Annotated in this window: 20 protein-coding genes and 1 pseudogene; 10 read left to right on the forward strand and 11 right to left on the reverse strand. The window is 70.6% G+C overall.

Features of this window, described 5'->3' with window-relative positions; all coding sequences use genetic code 11:
• Positions 1-101 precede the first annotated feature (101 nt).
• Together WA788_RS32790 and WA788_RS32795 are read left to right on the forward strand one after the other, a co-directional pair.
• Entirely contained in the window at positions 102-764 is a 663-nt protein-coding gene (locus tag WA788_RS32790; protein WP_335983789.1) for a restriction endonuclease, read from the forward strand.
• A 64-nt stretch (positions 765-828) separates the two neighbouring features.
• On the forward strand, positions 829-2,034 hold the full coding sequence (locus WA788_RS32795) for an AAA family ATPase (protein ID WP_335983791.1): 1,206 nt from the start codon (positions 829-831) through the stop codon (positions 2,032-2,034).
• A gap of 284 nt (positions 2,035-2,318) precedes the next feature.
• Here WA788_RS32795 and WA788_RS32800 read toward each other — a convergent pair whose 3' ends face one another.
• Entirely contained in the window at positions 2,319-3,074 is a 756-nt protein-coding gene (locus tag WA788_RS32800) for an SDR family NAD(P)-dependent oxidoreductase (protein ID WP_335983794.1), read from the reverse strand.
• Between the two features lie 118 nt (positions 3,075-3,192).
• On the opposite strand from WA788_RS32800, the gene WA788_RS32805 reads away from it, so the two are divergent.
• Together WA788_RS32805 and WA788_RS32810 are read left to right on the forward strand one after the other, a co-directional pair.
• Complete coding sequence (locus WA788_RS32805; protein ID WP_335983796.1) at positions 3,193-3,621, forward strand: Rrf2 family transcriptional regulator; 429 nt, start codon at positions 3,193-3,195, stop codon at positions 3,619-3,621.
• Positions 3,622-4,169: 548 nt separating this feature from the next.
• Positions 4,170-5,048: an MOSC domain-containing protein gene (locus WA788_RS32810; protein WP_335983798.1), complete on the forward strand. Its 879-nt coding sequence runs from the start codon at positions 4,170-4,172 to the stop codon at positions 5,046-5,048.
• A 60-nt stretch (positions 5,049-5,108) separates the two neighbouring features.
• On the opposite strand, the pseudogene WA788_RS32815 reads toward WA788_RS32810, so the two are convergent.
• The 4 genes and pseudogenes from WA788_RS32815 to WA788_RS32830 all read right to left on the reverse strand — a co-directional run.
• Positions 5,109-5,694 (reverse strand): annotated as a pseudogene (locus WA788_RS32815) (IS5 family transposase); the annotation flags it as partial.
• A gap of 180 nt (positions 5,695-5,874) precedes the next feature.
• A complete protein-coding gene (locus tag WA788_RS32820) occupies positions 5,875-6,495 on the reverse strand; it encodes a DUF6461 domain-containing protein (RefSeq protein WP_335983800.1) in 621 nt (206 codons plus the stop codon).
• A 72-nt stretch (positions 6,496-6,567) separates the two neighbouring features.
• Positions 6,568-7,239: an MBL fold metallo-hydrolase gene (locus WA788_RS32825; RefSeq protein WP_335983802.1), complete on the reverse strand. Its 672-nt coding sequence runs from the start codon at positions 7,237-7,239 to the stop codon at positions 6,568-6,570.
• A 127-nt stretch (positions 7,240-7,366) separates the two neighbouring features.
• Entirely contained in the window at positions 7,367-7,972 is a 606-nt protein-coding gene (locus WA788_RS32830; RefSeq protein ID WP_335983804.1) for a TetR/AcrR family transcriptional regulator, read from the reverse strand.
• A gap of 84 nt (positions 7,973-8,056) precedes the next feature.
• On the opposite strand from WA788_RS32830, the gene WA788_RS32835 reads away from it, so the two are divergent.
• Together WA788_RS32835 and WA788_RS32840 are read left to right on the forward strand one after the other, a co-directional pair.
• The gene (locus WA788_RS32835) at positions 8,057-8,794 is read left to right on the forward strand and encodes an SDR family NAD(P)-dependent oxidoreductase (RefSeq protein WP_335983806.1); all 738 of its coding nucleotides are present in this window, start codon (positions 8,057-8,059) and stop codon (positions 8,792-8,794) included.
• Positions 8,795-9,103: 309 nt separating this feature from the next.
• Complete coding sequence (locus tag WA788_RS32840) at positions 9,104-10,150, forward strand: trypsin-like serine peptidase (protein WP_335983808.1); 1,047 nt, start codon at positions 9,104-9,106, stop codon at positions 10,148-10,150.
• A 102-nt stretch (positions 10,151-10,252) separates the two neighbouring features.
• Here the strand turns inward: WA788_RS32840 and WA788_RS32845 are convergent, their stop codons facing one another.
• Complete coding sequence (locus WA788_RS32845) at positions 10,253-10,921, reverse strand: DUF4232 domain-containing protein (protein ID WP_335983809.1); 669 nt, start codon at positions 10,919-10,921, stop codon at positions 10,253-10,255.
• A gap of 171 nt (positions 10,922-11,092) precedes the next feature.
• On the reverse strand, positions 11,093-11,770 hold the full coding sequence (locus tag WA788_RS32850; RefSeq protein ID WP_335983811.1) for a TetR/AcrR family transcriptional regulator: 678 nt from the start codon (positions 11,768-11,770) through the stop codon (positions 11,093-11,095).
• A 130-nt stretch (positions 11,771-11,900) separates the two neighbouring features.
• Here WA788_RS32850 and WA788_RS32855 point away from each other — a divergent pair, with 130 nt between their 5' ends.
• Complete coding sequence (locus WA788_RS32855) at positions 11,901-12,521, forward strand: NAD(P)-dependent oxidoreductase (RefSeq protein WP_335983813.1); 621 nt, start codon at positions 11,901-11,903, stop codon at positions 12,519-12,521.
• A gap of 231 nt (positions 12,522-12,752) precedes the next feature.
• Here the strand turns inward: WA788_RS32855 and WA788_RS32860 are convergent, their stop codons facing one another.
• Together WA788_RS32860 and WA788_RS32865 are read right to left on the reverse strand one after the other, a co-directional pair.
• Positions 12,753-13,499: a DUF2071 domain-containing protein gene (locus WA788_RS32860; RefSeq protein WP_335983815.1), complete on the reverse strand. Its 747-nt coding sequence runs from the start codon at positions 13,497-13,499 to the stop codon at positions 12,753-12,755.
• Between the two features lie 99 nt (positions 13,500-13,598).
• The gene (locus WA788_RS32865; RefSeq protein ID WP_335983818.1) at positions 13,599-14,564 is read right to left on the reverse strand and encodes an AraC family transcriptional regulator; all 966 of its coding nucleotides are present in this window, start codon (positions 14,562-14,564) and stop codon (positions 13,599-13,601) included.
• A gap of 372 nt (positions 14,565-14,936) precedes the next feature.
• Here WA788_RS32865 and WA788_RS32870 point away from each other — a divergent pair, with 372 nt between their 5' ends.
• Entirely contained in the window at positions 14,937-15,392 is a 456-nt protein-coding gene (locus tag WA788_RS32870; protein ID WP_335983820.1) for a hypothetical protein, read from the forward strand.
• A 131-nt stretch (positions 15,393-15,523) separates the two neighbouring features.
• Here WA788_RS32870 and WA788_RS32875 read toward each other — a convergent pair whose 3' ends face one another.
• Positions 15,524-15,763 carry a DUF397 domain-containing protein gene (locus WA788_RS32875; protein ID WP_335983830.1) on the reverse strand — a complete coding sequence of 80 codons (240 nt, stop codon included), beginning with the start codon at positions 15,761-15,763 and terminating at the stop codon, positions 15,524-15,526.
• A gap of 13 nt (positions 15,764-15,776) precedes the next feature.
• Positions 15,777-16,661, reverse strand: a complete 885-nt coding sequence (locus WA788_RS32880; protein WP_335983822.1) for a helix-turn-helix domain-containing protein — start codon at positions 16,659-16,661, stop codon at positions 15,777-15,779.
• Between the two features lie 295 nt (positions 16,662-16,956).
• On the opposite strand from WA788_RS32880, the gene WA788_RS32885 reads away from it, so the two are divergent.
• Both WA788_RS32885 and WA788_RS32890 read left to right on the forward strand, forming a co-directional pair.
• Entirely contained in the window at positions 16,957-17,502 is a 546-nt protein-coding gene (locus WA788_RS32885) for an ATP-binding protein (protein WP_335983824.1), read from the forward strand.
• Positions 17,503-17,576: 74 nt separating this feature from the next.
• Positions 17,577-18,276, forward strand: a 700-nt coding sequence (locus tag WA788_RS32890; protein ID WP_335983826.1) for a helix-turn-helix domain-containing protein, incomplete at its 3' end; no start/stop codon positions are given.

The raw sequence follows: 18,276 nt of genomic DNA on the forward strand, positions 1-18,276 counted from the left end.
CGGACAGGCGTTGGCCAAGGCGCGGTCTTTCGCGGTGGGGCCCGGGCGGTCACACTCGCGGGCGGCTGCTGTAGGGGACGTGCGGGATGCGAGGGGGAGGCATGGCGAGGAAGCGCAGGCGGCGGTCGGTCGCGCGGCGGAACGCCCTACTGGGGGGCGCGGCCGTGGCGGCGCTGCTGGTCGCGGAGGCGTGGGCGCGGGTGTGGCCGTACGTGGTGGGGGTCGCGGGCGTGGGGGCCGTCGGGGTGGCGGCGTGGTGGATGTGGCGCACGGACCGGCTGGCGCGCGGGGCGGACCGGCGGTGGCGGGCGGAGGAGGCGCTACGGCTGGGGCGCCGTTCGCTGGCCGAGGTGGACGCCCTGAGCTGGCAGGACTTCGAGCGCTACGTCGCCGAGCTGTGCCGCCGCGACGGCTGTACGGACGTCACCGTCACCGGCCGGTCCGGCGACCTCGGCGCGGACGTGGCGGCGACGCTGCCCGACGGCCGCCGCCTGGTCGTGCAGTGCAAGCACTACGCCCCGCACCGCACCGTGCCCAGCGGCGACGTGCAGAAGTTCATCGGCACGGCCTGGCTGCACCACCGCGCGGACGCCGCGGCCTTCGTCGCCACCCGCCGTTTCAGCAACGCGGCCCTCGCACTCGCGGTCCGCCACCGCATCCTCGCCGTCCACCGCGACCTGCTCGGCCAGTGGGACACCGGCACCCCGCTCCTCGCGCTCTACCCCCTCAACGGCACCGCCCAGGGCCCCCGCCCCACGCGCTGAGCGCCCCGCCGTTGCCGAGCCGGCGAATCTTGGGGACGAGCCGTCTTGCTGCCAGACTGATCGCATGCAGGACAACTCTTTCTCCCTCACCCGCGTCCGGCTCAAGCACTACCGGAGCATCGCGGCAGCCGACGTCGCGCTGGGCAGACTGCTCCTGCTTGTCGGGCCGAACGGGTCCGGGAAGAGTAACTTCCTCGACGCATTGAGGCTGCTTTCCGAATCCCTGCAAACATCTCTGGACCAGGCTCTGCGGAGCCGCGGGGGAGTCGCGGAAGTACGCCGGAGGTCGACCGGGCATCCGACCCACTTCTCGATCGATCTGGAGTTCGGAGGTCTGGACTACCGCGGGGAGTACGGATTCGAGGTGGCCGCGGTGAAGGGCGGCGGCTTTCGTATCTCGCGCGAACACTGCAAAATCCTTTACGACGCGTCGCCCGGCGAAGGCGTCGGGAACGGCGATGCCGGGTTTCGGGTCGAGAACGGGCGGCTGGCGGATGCTTCTGAGCCGGTGATGCCGCCGGTGAGCGAGCAGCGCCTGTACCTGGTGTCGGCTGCCGGCATCGACGCGCTCCGGCCGGTGTACGACGGTCTCGCCGGCATCAGCGTCTTCAGTCTGAACCCGGATGTCATACGGCAGCCCCAGACGCCGGACTCGGGCGATTTCCTGCACCGTGACGGCTCCAACATCGCCAGTGTCCTGCACCGCCTGGAACGCAGTGCACGCGGCCGGGACGACAAGGGCCGTATCGAGAGCTATCTGCGGCTTATCGTCCCTGGAATTCACAGCGTCGCCCGCTCCGATCTGGGCACCTGGGAAACTCTGGAGTTCGCCCAGGACGTGCCGGGGTCGAACAATCCGTGGCGTTTCCGGGCGCAGTCCGTGTCCGACGGAACTCTTCGCGCGCTCGGTGTCCTCGTCTCCCTCTTCGCGGGCACGGGCAGCACGCTCAGCACCGTCGGTATCGAGGAGCCGGAGAGCGCGCTCCACCCGGCGGCGGCGGGCGTGCTTCTCGACGCGTTGCGCGACGCCAGCGAGCGCCGTCAAGTGATCGTCACCAGCCACAGTCCCGATCTTCTCGACCGCCACGACTTCGATCTCTCCGAATTGCGTGCCGTGCGCTCCATCGGCGGGGAGACCAAGATCGGCCAACTGGACGAGGCGGGCGTTCTCGCCCTTCGCGAGCAGCTCTACACTCCCGGTGAACTCCTCCGGAACGACCAGCTCCTTCCCGACGTGACCGCGGCGCCAGGTCCGGGGGCGCAGCGATGACGTCCACCCCCACGGTGGCCCCGATCGTGGAAGGCCACGGCGAGGTCCGAGCGGTGCGCGAGCTCATCAGCCGTATCGCCGCGGAGATCTGCGGGACCTGGACGGAGGTCGCCCCCCGTTCGGCCTCGTCATCCGGGCGTGGTGCGGGAGGGCTTGGAGGCGTACGAGGGTCTGGGCGGCGGTGAGGGGCGGTGTCGCGGAGGTGGTCGACGTCCTCGGGGTCGTTGGCGGTGCGCGCCCCGAAGACGCGATGTCCTTCGGGGCGCGCGGCAGGGGTTTCGGGTTCAGGCGTTGTAGCCGCCGTGGGCGTCCAGCACCGCGCCCGTGACGTACGACGCGGCGGGGCTCGCCAGGAAGGCGATCGCCGCGGCGATTTCGTCGGGGTGCCCCATGCGTTGCAGGGACAGCGAGCTGAGCAGGGCCTTGAGGGTGTCGGGGTCCGGCGGTTGCATGCCGCTGTCCATCAGCCCGGCTTCCACGACGTTGGCCGTGATGTCGCGGGGCCCGAGGTCCCGTGCGACCCCCATGGTGTACCTCTCGATGCCTGACTTGGTCGCCGAGTAGTCGGCAACGCCCGGGACACCGACCCGGGAGCCCAGTCCGGAACTCACCGTGATGATGCGGCCGCCCGTGCGCAGCACCCGGGAGGCGGCCCGGATGACGGCGATCACGCCGAGGTAGTTGGTGGCGTGCATCCGGTCCAGTGCGGCGGTGTCGGCGTCCGGGTCGTCCACCGTGCGGCCCTGCTCCACCGAGATCGCCGCGTTGTTGACGAGGATGTCCAGACCGCCGAAGTGCGCGACCACGTCGTCGATCAGCGCCGGCGCCCGGCTCGTGTCCGCCTGGTCGGACTTGAAGGCGACGGCCTTCGCTCCCTTGCCCTGCACCTCGTCGACGACGGCCTGCGCCTGCTTCTCGGAGCTGACGTACGTGAAGGCGACGTCGGCGCCCTGCTCGGCCAGCAGCCGTACGGTCGCGGCTCCCAGGCCGCGCGACCCCCCGGTGACCAGGGCGACCTTGCCCGTGAGTGGCTTGCTCATTCTTCTCACCTCGTTGATTGGTCCGACAGTCGCAACGGTAATTGTTACGACAGTCTGTTGCAACATTCGCTGTTACGACTGACGTATCATGGAGCGTTGCGGCCGAGAGGAGGAGCCCATGAGCGCCAACAGCAGGCTGACCATCGCCGCGCACGCGCTGGCCTGGATCGGCCTCTACCAGCGCCAGGGACATGAGGTCGCCACCTCCGAGCAGATCGCGAGCAGCGCGAACACCAACCCGGTGGTGATCAGACGGCTCCTCGGCGAGCTGCGCAGGGCCGGGCTCGTGGAGTCCCGGCGGGGCGTTGGCGCGGGCTGGTCGCTGGCCCGCGATCTGGAGTCGATGACCCTGCTCGACGTGTACGAGGCAGTGGAACCCGGGCCGCTGTTCGCCATGCACCGCACCACCCCGGACCAGGGATGCGTGGTGGGTCACGGCATCCAGCCGGCGATGCAGAGCATCTACGAGGGCATCGAGGAGACCGTGAGAGCCGAGCTGGCCCGCGTCACCCTCGCGAACGTCCTCCGGGACGTACTCGCGGCATGACGTGATCTTGTTCCCGTGCCGCGCTCCGGCGTGACACTCGACAGGAAGCGGTTGGGGCGGGCAGTCGAGCGGAGTCAGGCGACGACCCGGGGGTCGGGCCGGAGGCGGGCGGTGAGTTCGGCGACGACGTTCCTGCCTGATCGTCGTCGTAAGAACGCCCGCCGAACTCCAGCTCTTCGAAGGGGCTGGACAGCAGGAATTCCTCGAAGCCGTCCGTGGCCAACCGGACCCACCGGTTGAGCATCTCCGGTAGCGCTTCGAGCTCGGTGTCAGCGAGCTCCGCGTCGAAGTGTCCGGCCTGGTCCTCAGGCAGGGAGCCCCGAATATCGCGGACAATTCGCAACGGATGGCCCGGCGCCGCAGACCCGGGCGCACGCGCAACGTCGCCAGTCGCACCTGTCACGGTCACCCCCCAGGCGTCTGTCACCCGCCAGGCTGAGAACTCCTGACGAAATGATCTCCAAGGTGGTTGGATTACTCCGGGACTGATGACGTCACCTCAGTGAGACCGACGTTCTGATGTGGCCGTCGACCGAAGGAGGCGGCACATGGCTGTCGTCATGGATCTGATCTGCTACCCCATCAAGGGATGCGCGGGCACTTCGATGAGCGATGCGCTCCTTACGTCGGCGGGCCTCGCGCACGACCGCAACTTCATGGTCATCAGCGAGGACGGGGTCTACCGCACCCAGCGCCGCCACCCGCGCCTCGCCCTGATCCGGCCCGCCGTCAGCGCCGACGGCGCTCGACTCACGCTCGACTCGGCCGACAAGACGGGCCGTTACGGCACAGTACGCCTCGACGTGACCACGTCCGCGCCGCGCCGCGACGTCGATCTGTTCGGCGCCGCCTTCCAGGGGATTGACCAGGGTGACGACGCCGCCGCATGGCTCTCGGAGGTCCTCGGCACCCCCAGCCGTCTGGTCCGCGTGCCACCGGAGCACGACCGGGTCGCCGACGGCCTGACCCCTGGCCCCTCCGGCTATGCCGACAGCAGCGCCGTGCACCTGCTGTCCCGCGCCTCCCTCGCCCTCCTCAACCGGCGGATGGCCGAGCGTGGCGCCCCGCCCCTGTCGATGAACCGCTTTCGCCCGAACATCGTCGTCGACAGCCGCGACGGTCTCGGTCATGACAGCGACGGCGGCGACTGGGCCGCCGTACCGCACGCCGAGGACCGCGCACGCCGCATCACCACCGGCGGGGCCGAGTTGGGCTATGCCAAACTCGCGGTGCGCTGTGCGGTCACTCTGGTTGAGCAGGAGGTTGGAGCGCGGCGGGGGCGGGAGCCCCTGCGTACGCTCGCAGGCTACCGGCGAGCGGCGAGCGGGGGCGTAGTGTTCGGCGCGAAGTTCTCCGTGATACGGCCGGGGAAGCTGTCAGTCGGCGACGAGGTGGTCGTCCAGGAGTGGGGCGACGCCGAACGGTAGGAACACCTAGTGCGATGACTTCAGGCGCCGCCAGCAGATCAGTGCGCACCCAAGGGTGAGGAAGGCTTCGTGGTCGTAGCCGCGGTCGCCCAGCACGACGTCCGGGCGGCGGCGGGGCCGGCCGCGTTCGCCCCGCACGGGCGGCACGGCCTGGAGCAGTGGGATCAGCTGGGTGACATCGTTGCGGTTGCCACCGGTCAGGGTGGCGGCGAGCGGGATGCCGGTGGCATCGGTGATCAGGTGGTGTTTGCTGCCCGTCCGGCCCCGATCGACGGGGCTTCGTCCGGTCTTGGGCCCCCTTTAGCGCCCGGATGTGGGGGCCGTCGACGGCCGCCCGGGTGAAGTCGAGGGCGTTCACAGCACGGAGCTTGGCGAGGAGGTCTTCGTGCAGCCGGGGCCACACACCGGCTTCTGTCCACTCGGCCAGGCGACGCCAGCAGGTCATACCCGAGCCGAAGCCGAGTTCCTGCGGCAGGTGTTCCCAGGCGATCCCGGTGTGCAGCACGAACAGGATGCCCTGGAACACCAGCCGGTCAGGATGCCGCTTGCGCCCAGGATGTCGGGTCCGACGTTCGACTGTGGGCAGCAGCGGCTCGATCACCACCCAAAACTCGTCGTCAACTTCCCACGGCTTCAGTCGAGCCACCCCACACCTCGGATCATCGGTCCCGGAGTGATCCGACCACCTCGTGGATCATTTCGTTAGGAGTTCTAAGGCCACCCGCTGGCTCCCCGAGCAGGGATCAGCGCCCGAGCCCGCCCGTCGAGGAGCCCCCGCCCGTCGAGGAGCCCCCGCACCGCAGGGGAACCGCACAGCGGGGGCCATTCAGAGGGCCGGGGCGGGGCGGACCGGGTAAGCCGGGAGGCGGGCCTCCTTGAGGGAGGACGGGGAGAGCGAGAGACCGAAGCGCTGCTCCACGACCCCGAGGGTGCGGCGGCGGACCTCGGTGTACGGCTCGTCCTCCGCGGCGAGGAGCGCGGCACCGTCCGGCCGCAGCACCTGCCCGCGTACGAGGTCGGGAACGAGCAGGTCCGGCTCCTGACCCCAGCGCCAGATCTCCTCGCCCAGCCCGAAACCGCACAGCGTCACCCCGTCCCGCGCGTAGAAGACGGTGGCCGGCGGGTGCTCCCGCATCGGCGCGTAGCGGACGGCCTCGGCGCCGAGGCGGGACACCTCCGCCAGCCGCGCCGCACCGCCGGTGTCCCCGTACTCCACGGCGAACGACCAGCCCTCCTGCTCGCCGACCCGGACGACGCCGTCGCCGTCCCCGTCCGCCTCGTACGCCTCGCCGAGGTCCCAGGCATCGGCGTCCGCGATCGGCTCGGTCACCGCGCCCGGGTCGCCGCCCATGCGTACGGCCAGCTCGTGCGGCGATATCCCCCGCGCGAACACCACCCCGGACATCCAGTGCTCCAGACCGACCAGCCAGCGAATCCCGTCGCCCATGCAACTTGCTCCCTCACCCTGCGGCTGTGTCACCCGGCACGCACCCTACGCAGTGCCACCGACAACGCGGCTTCAGCGGTGCTCGGCGGAGGCCGCTCGCAGGGCGGCCGCCGCACCGTGCGGAACCGGTTCACCGTGCCCGAAGACCGCGGTGTCGACGTCCAGTTCGGCGAGGCGGTGGAGCGACGCGATCGCCCGGGCGCGGTCGGTGTTGAAGACGCCGAGGGCGGTCCGGCCGACGTTGGCGACGGCGTCCCCGGTGAACAGGGCCCGCGGCCCGGGCAGATGGAGCGCGATCGACCCGTCCGTGTGCCCGGGCACCGCCACCACGACGGCCCCGCCGCCGAACTCCAGCACGTCGCCGTCCGCCACCTCGCGGTCCACCGCGCACGGCGGGGCCGGGGGCAGCGCCGGAAGGGCCGCCATCAACTGCACCTCGAACTCCGCGAGGACCGGCGGCGCCCCGGCCGCCTCTCCCCGGATCACCGGTGCCTCCAGGCGGTGGGCCACCACCTCCGCGCCGTGCCGGGCGGCCAGTTCGGCGGCCGAGCCCGTGTGGTCCTCGTGCCAGTGCGTCAGGACGATCCGCCGCAGTACGCCGTCCAGCACCTCGTCGATCGGCGCGGCGCTGCCCACCGCTCCGGTGTCGATCAGGGTCAACTCGTCGCCGTCACGCCACAGATAGGCCGCGCCCACCTCGAAGCGGAGCATGCGCAGGCTCGGCAGTACCTCGATCACGTCCATGCCGTCAGTGTGCGCGGCTGCCCGGACGGGCGTACGGCCGTTCGCTGACGGCTCACCGCGGTTCGCTGACGGCTCACCGTTCGCGGTCAGCTCACCGTTCGCCGGCGGCTCGCCCTCCGCTGACGGCTCACCGCCGCCCCCCGGGCCCGGGCAGCACCGCCAGCGCGGTCTCCGCGACGTGCCGCACCGTCTCCGGGTCCAGCCCGGCCTTGCCGACCGCCTCGACACCGCGGACCACCGTCAGCAGCAGCGCCGCCAACCGCTCGGGGTCCGCGGCGCTGTCGATGTCGCCGTGGCGCTGGGCGGCGCTGATCTCGGTCCGCAGCAGGGCCAGCAGCGCCGTCATGGTCTCGGCCGAGCGCGCGGCGACCGTCGGATCGTGCTGGGCGAGTTCCGCCGCGCCCTTGGCGAGCAGGCACCCGCGGCGCTCGGCGTCGGAGGCGGTGTTCTCCGCCATGAGGTGCACGTATGCCGACAGCCGGTCCCAGGCTTCCGCGTCCGGGCCGCCGGTCAGCTGCCCTTCGGCCACTTCTACGACCGCGGCGCACCAGTCGCCGAACACCCGGTGGAACAGCTTGCCCTTGTCGCCGAACGCGCCGTACAGGCTGCCCTTGCCCAGGCCGGTCGCCTGGGCGATGTCGTCCATCCGGGTCCCCGCGTAGCCGGTCGCCCAGAACTGCTCCCGGGCCCGCTCCAGGACGTGGCGTTCGTCGAACGCGCGTGGTCTCGCCATGGTCCCAGGCTAACCGTTCTTGACTCGATCGTCCATTACTGCCTACGTTGTGGACGATCCATTCCACAACCGAAGGGGTTCGACATGGCAGGCGCGTTGCAGGAGAAGGTGGCCGTGGTCACCGGGGGGAGCAGCGGGATCGGGCTGGCCATCGCCCACCGCTTCGTCCGGGAGGGCGCGCGGGTCTTCGTGACCGGCCGGGACGCCGACCGCCTCGAAGCGGCGGTCGGGGAGATGGGCCCCGCGGCCACCGGCATACGGTCCGACGTCTCGGTCCTGGCCGACCTGGACGCGCTCTACGCGCAGGTCCGCGAGCAGGCCGGACGTATCGACGTGCTGGTGGCGAACGCCGGAATCGTCGCGGACGCCGCACTCGGCGCCCACACCGAGGCGAACGTCGACCTGACGCTCGCCGTCAACGTCAAGGGCACGCTGTTCACCGTGCAGAAGGCGCTGCCGCTGCTGGCGGAGAACGCCTCCGTCCTGGTCGTCGGTTCGAGCAACAGCGTGCGGCCCAACGAGCACCTCGAGGTCTACAGCGCCTCGAAGGCGGCGGTCGCGAACCTCGTGCACAACTGGGCCCGGCAGTCGCGGGAGCGCCGGTTCCGGGTCAACGTCCTCAGCCCCGGGCCGACACGGACCCCCGGCCTGCTGAACGCCGCGGGGCCGGACGCCGACCGGTTCGCCGAGGCCGTCGTGCCGCTGGGGCGGCTGGCCGACGCCGAGGAGATCGCGGAAGCCGCCCTCTTCCTGGCCTCGGACGCCTCGTCGTTCGTCACCGGCGCCGAACTCTTCGCCGACGGCGGCTACACCCGGGCCTGAACGACGGACGGAGGCGCGCCCCCTTCCGGAGCGACGGGGCGCACCTCCGCCCGCGCGGGCGCGCCGTACGAGGGCCGGCGCGCCGCGGTCGCCCGCACTGCCCCAACTCCCGCCCGACACACGCGAATCCGCCCGCCGCCACCTGCGTCCGCCATGGACGCGACAACCGTTCCCCGCTACTCTCACTGCTGTTCCGCCGCCCCACGCACCCCACGACCCCCACCCGACGTGACAACGTTGTCGGGTACATGGCGGCGGAACGGCCCGCGAGAACTCCCCTTACCCCCACAAGGACCAGGAGCCACCGCCATGAAACGTACTGCCGCCTACCTCGGCGCCCTCACCCTCGCCGCCACCGCGTGGACGGTGGGCACGGCCCACGCCGCCCCGCCCCCGTCCGGCACGACCACCTCCTCAGGCTCCGTCGAGCGGACCACCTTCTCAACCGCCCAGCAGGACAAGGCGATCAGCTTCTGGACGCCCGAACGGCTGAGCGCCGCCAAGGACGTGTCCAGCCTGACGCCGGCGCAGGCGGCGGGCACGGCCGCGAACACCCGCGGCGCGAGGGCGGGTTCGGCCGCCGACCCGGCCGGACCGGAGGTGAGCGTGCCCCCGGCGGCCGCCCCCGCCTCGCCCACCCGGACCTCCTCCGGCGCGGTCTCCCCGCTGTCGTCGCCCACCGCCTGGACCGGGGGCGGCCTGATCGCCACCACCGCCGGGAAGGTCTTCTTCCAGAACGCGGCGGGCGGTACCTACGCCTGCTCGGCCACCGTCGCCAACAGCGACAACAAGTCCGTGGTCCTCACCGCCGGGCACTGCGTCGTCGACGCCTCGACCGGAGAGGTCTACCAGAACTGGGTGTTCATCCCGGGCTACGCCAACGGCAACCGGCCCTACGGCACGTTCGCCGCGCGCAGCCTCTTCCACGACGACCAGTACGTGTCCACCGGCGGCAACGCCAACTGGGACTACGGCTTCGCCGCGGTCGGCACCGTCAACGGCAGCACCCTCGTGGACACCGTGGGCGCGCAGGGCATCGCGTTCAACTCGGCGACCGGCCAGCACGTCCACTCGTTCGGCTACGGCGGCTCGGACGCCGAGGGCAACGGCGAGCGGCTGAACCACTGCGAGGGCGACGAGTTCGCCGACGCGGGCCGCGCCGACTCCACGATGTGGGGCATCGACTGCGTGCAGACCGGCGGTTCGAGCGGCGGCGGGTTCCTGGCGTCCTTCGACAGTTCGGCCGGCAGCGGCTACCTGGTCGGCAACATCAGCGTCAGCTCCGGCAGCAATGAGTACCACCCGGTGCTGGGCAACAGCGCGCTCAGCGTCTACCAGCAGGCGGGCGCGGCCTGATGCGTGCGGGCGCGGTCTGAGCCGCCGCTGTGCCCGCGCGCGTTCGTGCGCCGCACCGTGTCCCCGCGGTGCGGCGCACGGCCGACTGCCCCCATGCTGCGGCTACTTGCCCGCGCCGACCGGGTCCACGGTGATCGAGGAGGTGGTGCTGTCGGTCACCGGGACGTTGATCGAGACCGGGACCGTGTGCGAGTGCGTCTCGTTGGGCGGGGTGACGACCATGGACGTGAAGGTGACGCCGCTGCCGCCGGTGGTGTTCTCCGGGTAGTGCAGGGTGAAGCGGGTCTCCTCGCCGGAGGCCAGCGTGACGTCCGGCGCGCTCACCGAGCTGCGGTCGACGCTCTGCGTACCGTAGTTGCTCTTGAGGTCGACCCCGGGGAAGCCGTGCATGGTGCAGGTGCCGGCGCCGGTGTTCTTCATGTTGACCAGGATCTCGCCCTCGCCCATCCCGCCGGAGACGCTGAAGGAGAGGTTCGCGGTCTTGCACATGCCGCCGTCTGCGGTGCCCGAGCCGCCGGAGCTGCCGGAGCCGCCGGAGCCCGAAGTGGCCGACGTGCCGGTGCCGTTCGTGGTGCTGGAGGAGGTGCCGCCGGCGGTCGTGCCGGAGGAACCGGAGGAGGAGCCGGAGGAGCCGCCGTCGTCCAGGGTCGAGCCCACCGCGGTGGAGGGCGCCGTGCCGGACGCGCTGTCGGTGTCGTCGTTGCAGGCGGTGAGCGACAGCCCCGCGGCCACCGCGACGAGGGCGACGATCGAGAGCTTCCCAAGACGCATTGCTTCTCCTCCGACATGGTGCCCGCCCCTGCCGAGCGGACCCTTCTGATCTTCCAGGACACCGCCGCCACCAGCGGAGTTCCGCGCCGGACCGCATCAAGACCGCGCTGTGACACACGAGTGGGGTCCCTGTGACGTACGCGGCCGGCGGCTGGGGGAGCACGCCGCCGACTACGGCAGGGCGGCCGCGATCTCGGCCTCGGGCCGGCCGGTGTGCAGGGCGAGCAACTCCGTGATCAGGTCGTCGAGGGGCGGCCAGGGGATCGTGCCGTGGTCGTTGTAGAGGCTGATCAGGCCGTGCATCGCGGTCCAGAGCAGCAGCCCGGCCTGCCACCGCTGCTCCTGCGTGGCCCGGACCCGGTCCGGTGCGGCGGCCGCCGCCAGAGCGTCGATGACGGCCCCGAGCATCTCCGCGCCGGCGCCGTGCTCGGACCGCGGGACGAGGTCGGCCGGCATCCGCCCGCCGAAGAGCGTGCGGTAGGGGCCGGGTTGGCCGACGCCCCAGCGCACATAGGCCGCGCAGCGGGCGACCAGCTCGGCGAGCGGGTCGCGGGCCGGGCGGGCGGCCTCCTCCATCAGCCGGGCCAACTCGTCGTAGCGCAGCCGCAGAACGTGCTGGACCAGCGCGCCGAGGTCCGGGAAGTGGCCGTAGATGCTCGCCGGCGCCACGCCGACCTCGCGGGCGACCTGCCGGAGGGTGAGGGTCTCCGGCTGGTCGAGGGTCGCCAGCAGCTTCGCGGCCGCGTCCACCAGCTGGGCCCTGAGCACCTGCCCCTGGCCGCGCGGATTGCGGCGACGGGCCGCGGGCGCGGCCTTCTCCGCGGGCTCGGCTTTCTCCTCGGGTGCCACCTCGCCCCCTTCCGACCAGCGTGAACCGGTGAGCAACGACGGTCCAGCCTACCGCTCGGCCGCCTTGACAGCCGTAACCAACACTTGTTTACTCATGTAGCCAACAGTTGTTCAGTAAAGGCGGACGATCATGCGTATCGCAGTACTCGGAGCGACCGGCCGGACCGGTCGCCTGCTCGTCGAGCAGGCGGCGGAGCGGGGCCACGACGTGGTGGCCCTCGTCCGTGCGCCGGACCGCTACACCCCGCCCGCCCCGGCGGGGCGCAGCCGGGTGGAGGCCCGGCGCGCCGACGTCACCGACCCCGGCGCCTTCCCCGCGCTCGACGACGTCGACGTGGCCCTCTCGGCGATCGGCATCGCCAAGGGCGACGGCCCCGGCGCGCTGGTGGCCGGCGCCCGGCGGCTCGCCGAGTCCGGGGTCCGCACGGTGTGGCTCGGCGCGCTCGGCGCGGGGCCGTCGAAGGGGGCCGGCGGGCTGCTCTACTCGGTGGTGATGCGGGTGTTCGTCGGCGGCGAGCTGGCCGAGAAGGCGGCGGCCGACCAGGTCGCGCTCGATGCGGGCGCCACCGTGTTCCACGCCCCCGACCTCACCGACGGCCCGGTCGCTCCGGCCTGCCGCGTCCTTCCGCTGGCGGACTACCCGCGCCCGCTGCTGCCGCCGCGGATGTCGCGGGCAAGCGTGGCATCCCTCATGCTCGCCGAGGCGGAGAAGCCGACCCCGACTCCGGGGATCGTCGTTCCCCTCGTATGACCCGGGTCGCGCTGGGAACGGGGGAGCCCGCACGGCCGGAGCGCCCCGCCCCCTCTCCACGCGACGTCGACCGTACGTCGTCCCCGGCGGCCGCCCATCCGCCGCCGGGCGCCGGCCCCCACGCGGCGGCCCTCGGCGCGGCGACCTCCCACAAGGCCCGGTCCTCCGACAACCGGGCGCCCCGGCGACGTCGGGGCGCCCGAAGTCAGCGGGCGGCGCCGGCTGGGCGCTTCAGTCGGCGGGTCGAGCTTCTCGCTCAGAAGCCATGGCCGGGAGCGGCCGCCAACTGGCGGCGACATCGCGCATGATCAGAGCGCAGTCCAGGGTCGCGCTCCCCGACGGGAAGGCGGCCGGGTCGTCGAAGAAGGACGACGCGGCCGAGCGAACCCGGCCGGCCTCTACGTGCCATGTGCCGGCCCGCAGTTCCATGCCCTCCAGGTGAGGGCCAGAAGTGGTGGCCGAGAAGCCTTTTGTCCCGCCTCGGAAGAAATGGGAAGCCTCGGCCAGATCGGCGAAGAGCTCGCTGCCTCGGAGCTCGTCGGACGGCTCGACGGTGACGTCCACCCGGGTGTCGCCGTCCCATGTCGCCAGCGCGACGCGCAGCTGACCAGGTGTCTCGTGCACCTCGAAGTGTGCTCGGCCGTGTTCGCCGGGGAAGAGGCGGCCTCCGGCCCAGACGTTGAGCCGCGAGGCGGTGTCGCGCCGTGGGATGTAGACGCCTGACTCGACGCCGTCCTGACCGTCCCACTCGACGGCGATCCGATGTGCCGCGTTCTCGCTCCGCAGGCCGAACGCCTTTGGTGCCCATGCCGGGCGGACATGTCCCAGGCGCAGCAGGCAGATCCCCGCAACCGCGTAGCCGTGCACGAGTTGCGGGCGCAGGGGCCCAGGAAGGAGGCGTGCTGCGGCGTCCGGGGCGACTCGATAGTTCACCAGGAGCCGTCGTTCGATGACGCTGGACAATCGCGGCTGCCTCATGATCCCTCGCTCTGCGCCCCGGCGCGTCATTTGGTGTGGCGACACACGATCTGCTCGGGGCAGACGGTGCTGAGGAACCGGTCGGCACCGGCGACCGCGTCAGAGGTGAGCCGCCTGCCGGTAGTCGCGCGGAGTGATGCCGTAGGCGGCGCGGAAGGAGCGGGTGAAGGTGGCATGGTCCTTGAAGCCGCAGCGGGCGGCGATGGCGTGGATCGGCTCGGCGGGCGTGGAGGCGTCGGCCAGGGCGCGGCGGGCGGCGGCCAGGCGCTGGGCGCGGATGTAGGCGGAGACGGTCGCGCCTTCGGTTTGGAAGAGGCGGTGCAGATGGCTTCGGGATATGTGGTGCTGGGCGGCGACGGCACCCGGGGTCAGGTGGACGTCCCCCAAGTTGCGCCGGATGAAGGCTTGCATTTCCAGAATCTTGGTACGTGTGCGGGTTTCCGGAGAGAGGCGGTCGTCGGCGTCGAGGGCGCGCGCGAACAGTCCGGTGACGAGGTCGGTGAGCACCTGGCCGAGTCGGGGGGCCTCGGCGGGAGCGTAGTTGTCGGTGTCGTGCGACACCTGGATGAGGAACTGCGCCAACAGTAGGCCGATGCCGTCGCGGGCCGACAGGCCCTGTCCAATCACCTGCTGCACCCGGCTCCAGGGGAGGCCGAGCGACGTCCTGGGCAGTTCGACGCCGATGATCTCGTGCTGCCCGGGGTGGCAGTGGATGACGTAGGGCACGGAGGTGTGGTTGGTGTGGAAGTCGTACGGGCCGAGGGCCCTCTCGGAGCGGTCCCACTGGGCCACGCCGCCACCGCGCAGGACGAGGGTGAGATGGCAGCTCTCCGGGTCGGACTGCCGCACGAGCCTGACGGGCCGGTGCCAGGTCAGATGCGGGTAGGCCGCGGGCCACAGCATGGCAGCGCCCAGCGTGAACTGGCGCAGCGTCGCACGGTAGTCGTCGGCGGATTCGCTGGTCAGGTGTACCGGCGCGTGCGTCTGGCCCAAGAGCTGCTGCCATGCGTCGAACCGGTCGGCCGCCGGTAAGTCGATGCTGTTGAAGACCTTTACGTCGAGCATCCGGCCCCCCCGATGCCTTATGTCTGGAGATACGCCCACCTCGCGAGGTGGAAGGTTCTCTCCCCCCGACCACTACACACCGCGACTCGACGCCCGACAAGAAGCGGTTTCAGCCTGCCTCGCCACTCTGGTGAAGAGGGAACGACGGGCAAGGTCCATGCGCCACCACCGTGGGGCTGCGATCGTGATCGCTGCGTGAAGATCCGAGCCTTGCCGGGATGGTGCGCGGAGGGCCTGCTGGGGACGCAGAGACAAGAAGAAGGCCACTGTGTGCCAAGGCGCAAACCGTTCTGACGGCGATATTTTCATGCGGCGGGAACATATACCGCGAGGAATGCGAATGCGCCGCCGGGAGGGATCTCGGGGGCGCAGATGGGGGAAATGATGAAATTCGCTCGTAGGGCGGCCATCGCCCTGACCGGTGTCGTGATGGCCGGCGGCCTCGCCACGGCGACGGCCGGGTCGGCTTCCGCCACGACCCAGCAGACGGCCATGGCCGGGCGGGTGGCACCGGCCGACTGCGTCATCAACTACGTTCCGGTCTACAACGGCTCCACCTTCGCCGGTGATGCCTTGTGGAACGCCAACCCCGACGATTGCGCGAACGGGGACAACCTCGGGGCCTTCGACGACCTCACCGACGGGTACAGCGTCGTCGCCCACCTGAGCACGGGCCGTCGGGTGGCCACTTCCGGATACACCGCCCCGTCGCCGATCATCTGGAAGGGCGGTGATCTGCCCGAGGGCCACCTGTACCACATGTGGGGGTGCCTGTCGAAGAACGGCGTCGAATCGCAGTGCACTCGGGAATACGACGTGTATTCCTGACAGTTCGCGGCTTCTTCTGCTCCCGGGCGACGTCACAGGCGTGAGCTCCGATCCTGAACGACCAGTGCCGCTCCCCTCACTCACTACGCATGAGGGGAGCGGCACTGTCGTGGTCGAGCTGTTGTTGCCGTTCAGATGACGCCGAAGTCCACGTCTCCCGAACGGACCAGGTCCAGGAGCGCTCCCCAGCCCTCGTGCGTCACGTGCAAGGCCGGACCGCTCTTGTCCTTCGAGTCGCGGATGAGGATGTCCGCGTGCACCGAGAGCCGGTCGGCCACCTCGACGCAGTTGTTACCGGTGCCGTCGCTGTAAGACGACTTGAACCAGGCACCTTCGGGAGCCAGTTGCTCGGCGGGGATGTGAGTGTTGATGGCTCTACTACTTTCAGACTAGTTCTTGCAGGAACTCGATGGTGTCTTCGAGGCCGAGGGCCACACCCACCATCGCGTCGAACCGGCGGGTGAACCGGTCCACTTCACGGCGCTTGTCGCTGGTGGACGCTGCACCCCAAGCGTTGTCGGTCTGTACGCGAGCGGGCAACTCGCCCAGGTCGAGGATCGTGAAGTCGTTCGTCGATCGATACCCCCTCTTGAAAGGCAGCACCTGAATCGAGATGTGATCTTCCTTCGCCAGCTCGATGATCTCTGCGTACTGCTCACGCATCACGTCATCGTCGCCGACAGGAATCCTCAGCGCTGCTTCGCCGATGATGATGCGGATGCGCACAGAACCCGCACGCTCCAGGACGCGCCGCTTCCGTTCCATGCGCAACTCAACGTTGCGGCGCATGAACTCGCTGGTGTTGTCCTCGATGGGACGCTGTACCTCGAAGAGCGCCTTCGCGTAAGCCTCGGTCTGGAGCAGTCCGTAGACGACTGTGGGGTGGTAGCCGCTGATCACAGCAGCCTCCGTCTCAAGGCCCACGTAGTGCGGCATCCCCGCTGGCATGAAGGTCCGGTACTGAGTGATCCACTCATCGCCCGTACCCTCCCGGTTCAGCTCGACCAGCTGCTCGATCAGTGTCTCATCCGTGACGCCGTAGCGCTTCAGGAGTGCGCGTAGATCCCCGGGGTTCCGGCGGAAGTTGAGCTCGCCGTGCTCGATCCTGGCGAGCGACGGTTCCGAGAGGGCCTTGAGGCCCTTGACCGCCGACCTGCGCGTCATGCCGCGCACCCGGCCCTCTTCGACGGGCGGGCAGTTCTCACGCAACTGCCTCAACTGGATGCCCAGCTCCAGCCGTTGCCCGGTCGCCCCACGTTTCGCTGCCATCTGCGCACTGCCCCCATGTCCTGTGTGTGCCGTTCGCCAACCCGTGCACAGTGGCACAGTCACTGCGCACCGTCCACTCGTCCGTGGGCAAGCCTCCGCATAGTCCGTTTCGCTGCTCTCAGAAATTTCTGGAGCGATCCGCTTGCACCATGGAGAGCCTACGCGGCACGGTAGACGGGCCACCGAGAACCGCGGGCTTCAGGCTTCTGACCTGTTCGAATCCGAGCCGGCACCGTTCTGCACGCAGACCCGCACCAGCCCCCGTACCGGCAGCCGGGATAGGAAAAACGCGAGCATGCCAACCACCTCCGCATCAGGGCCGAGCCCCGTCTCCGAGTTGCGCGCAGTGCGCGCGCTCTTCGACATATCCACCGTCGTCGACGAGCTGTCGGTGAGCATCAAGTGCTCTGAGAAAAAGCGGAGTTGTGACAACGGGCCGTCCTTCGCCGAGTGGGTGGGGCGCCTCCGCCGGGTCGGGGCGTACCGGCTCAGCTCGTGCGGTTTGTCTTTTCTTGTGGACGATGCGCAGCTTCTGATCAGTGAGTTGGTGACCAACGGGTTCGAGCACGGCAGCGGCCATCGGATCGTGTTCCGTCTCGTGGTCACCACGGACGTGGTCGTGATCGAGGTGGACGACGGCTCGCCGAACCGGCCCGAGGTTCGTACGGCCGGCGACCTTGAGGAGGGCGGCCGCGGCATGCTGCTGGTCAGCGCGCTCGCCGACTCCTGGGGGATCAGCCCCGACGGGAAGCGGACGTGGTGCACCCTCGCGGTTCCGGCTCCGGCTCCGACGCGGCCACGTTCCCGCGCCTGTCTCGAACGGACGCCCAAGCCGCCGTAGCCACTCCAGCCCCGCTCCGGCGGTCCGCCAGCAGACGTCACTGACCGATCACGAACGAACAGGAACCCAGCACCATGAAGCCCGCGGCCCCCGCGCCCACTGCTTTACCCGCCACCGAGCCCGACGCCACGCCCGCCGTGGACACCGAGACCACCGGCGCCCCTCAACTCGCCCGCGCGAACGCGTTGTTCGCGGCCGGTCAGGTCAGCGCCCGGGCCCTGTACGCCCACCACCTCGCGTTTCTCCGCGAGAAGGCCGGCCTGTCTCTCCAGGGGCTGGCCGACCAGTGCCACTACGAGCAGTCCTACCTCCACCGCCTGGAAACCGGCGGCCGCCTCGGCACCCTCACCGTCGCCCAAGCCCTCGACCGCTACTACAACACCGGCACCCTCCTCGCCGCCCTCTGGCGCCTGGCCAAACGCGAAGCCAAACACGCCGCAAACGGACTCACCGCCCTCGAAGCCGCCGCGACGAGCCTCCAGGAATACGCCCTCACCACCATCCCGGCTCTGCTCCAGACGCCCGCCTACGCCGAAGAGCAGTTCGTCACCACCAGCCCGCAGTCGGCGGAGGCCCTGACCGCACAGATCGACGCACTCCGCGAACGCCAAGCCCGCCTCACCGAGCCCACACCCCACCCCCTCCGCTACCGCGCTGTCCTCGACGAGTTGGTCCTCCACCGCGCCGCCCGCAACCCCGCCACCTGGGACGGCCAACTCGACCACCTCATCACCACCGCCCAGACCCCCAACGTCACCCTGCAACTCCTCCCCG

Source organism: Streptomyces sp. CA2R106 (assembly GCF_037034245.1).
In the GTDB taxonomy this organism is placed as follows: Bacteria; Actinomycetota; Actinomycetes; order Streptomycetales; family Streptomycetaceae; genus Actinacidiphila.

Bases quoted from the DNA above. Each gene is read 5' to 3' on its own strand.
- WA788_RS32790 (WP_335983789.1), top strand. From the start codon at position 102: ATGGCGAGGAAGCGCAGGCGGCGGTCGGTCGCGCGGCGGAACGCCCTA.
- WA788_RS32795 (WP_335983791.1), top strand. From the start codon at position 829: ATGCAGGACAACTCTTTCTCCCTCACCCGCGTCCGGCTCAAGCACTAC.
- WA788_RS32800 (WP_335983794.1), bottom strand. From the start codon at position 3,074: ATGAGCAAGCCACTCACGGGCAAGGTCGCCCTGGTCACCGGGGGGTCG.
- WA788_RS32805 (WP_335983796.1), top strand. From the start codon at position 3,193: ATGAGCGCCAACAGCAGGCTGACCATCGCCGCGCACGCGCTGGCCTGG.
- WA788_RS32810 (WP_335983798.1), top strand. From the start codon at position 4,170: ATGGCTGTCGTCATGGATCTGATCTGCTACCCCATCAAGGGATGCGCG.
- WA788_RS32820 (WP_335983800.1), bottom strand. From the start codon at position 6,495: ATGGGCGACGGGATTCGCTGGCTGGTCGGTCTGGAGCACTGGATGTCC.
- WA788_RS32825 (WP_335983802.1), bottom strand. From the start codon at position 7,239: ATGGACGTGATCGAGGTACTGCCGAGCCTGCGCATGCTCCGCTTCGAG.
- WA788_RS32830 (WP_335983804.1), bottom strand. From the start codon at position 7,972: ATGGCGAGACCACGCGCGTTCGACGAACGCCACGTCCTGGAGCGGGCC.
- WA788_RS32835 (WP_335983806.1), top strand. From the start codon at position 8,057: ATGGCAGGCGCGTTGCAGGAGAAGGTGGCCGTGGTCACCGGGGGGAGC.
- WA788_RS32840 (WP_335983808.1), top strand. From the start codon at position 9,104: ATGAAACGTACTGCCGCCTACCTCGGCGCCCTCACCCTCGCCGCCACC.
- WA788_RS32845 (WP_335983809.1), bottom strand. From the start codon at position 10,921: ATGCGTCTTGGGAAGCTCTCGATCGTCGCCCTCGTCGCGGTGGCCGCG.
- WA788_RS32855 (WP_335983813.1), top strand. From the start codon at position 11,901: ATGCGTATCGCAGTACTCGGAGCGACCGGCCGGACCGGTCGCCTGCTC.
- WA788_RS32860 (WP_335983815.1), bottom strand. From the start codon at position 13,499: ATGAGGCAGCCGCGATTGTCCAGCGTCATCGAACGACGGCTCCTGGTG.
- WA788_RS32865 (WP_335983818.1), bottom strand. From the start codon at position 14,564: ATGCTCGACGTAAAGGTCTTCAACAGCATCGACTTACCGGCGGCCGAC.
- WA788_RS32870 (WP_335983820.1), top strand. From the start codon at position 14,937: ATGGGGGAAATGATGAAATTCGCTCGTAGGGCGGCCATCGCCCTGACC.
- WA788_RS32880 (WP_335983822.1), bottom strand. From the start codon at position 16,661: ATGGCAGCGAAACGTGGGGCGACCGGGCAACGGCTGGAGCTGGGCATC.
- WA788_RS32885 (WP_335983824.1), top strand. From the start codon at position 16,957: ATGCCAACCACCTCCGCATCAGGGCCGAGCCCCGTCTCCGAGTTGCGC.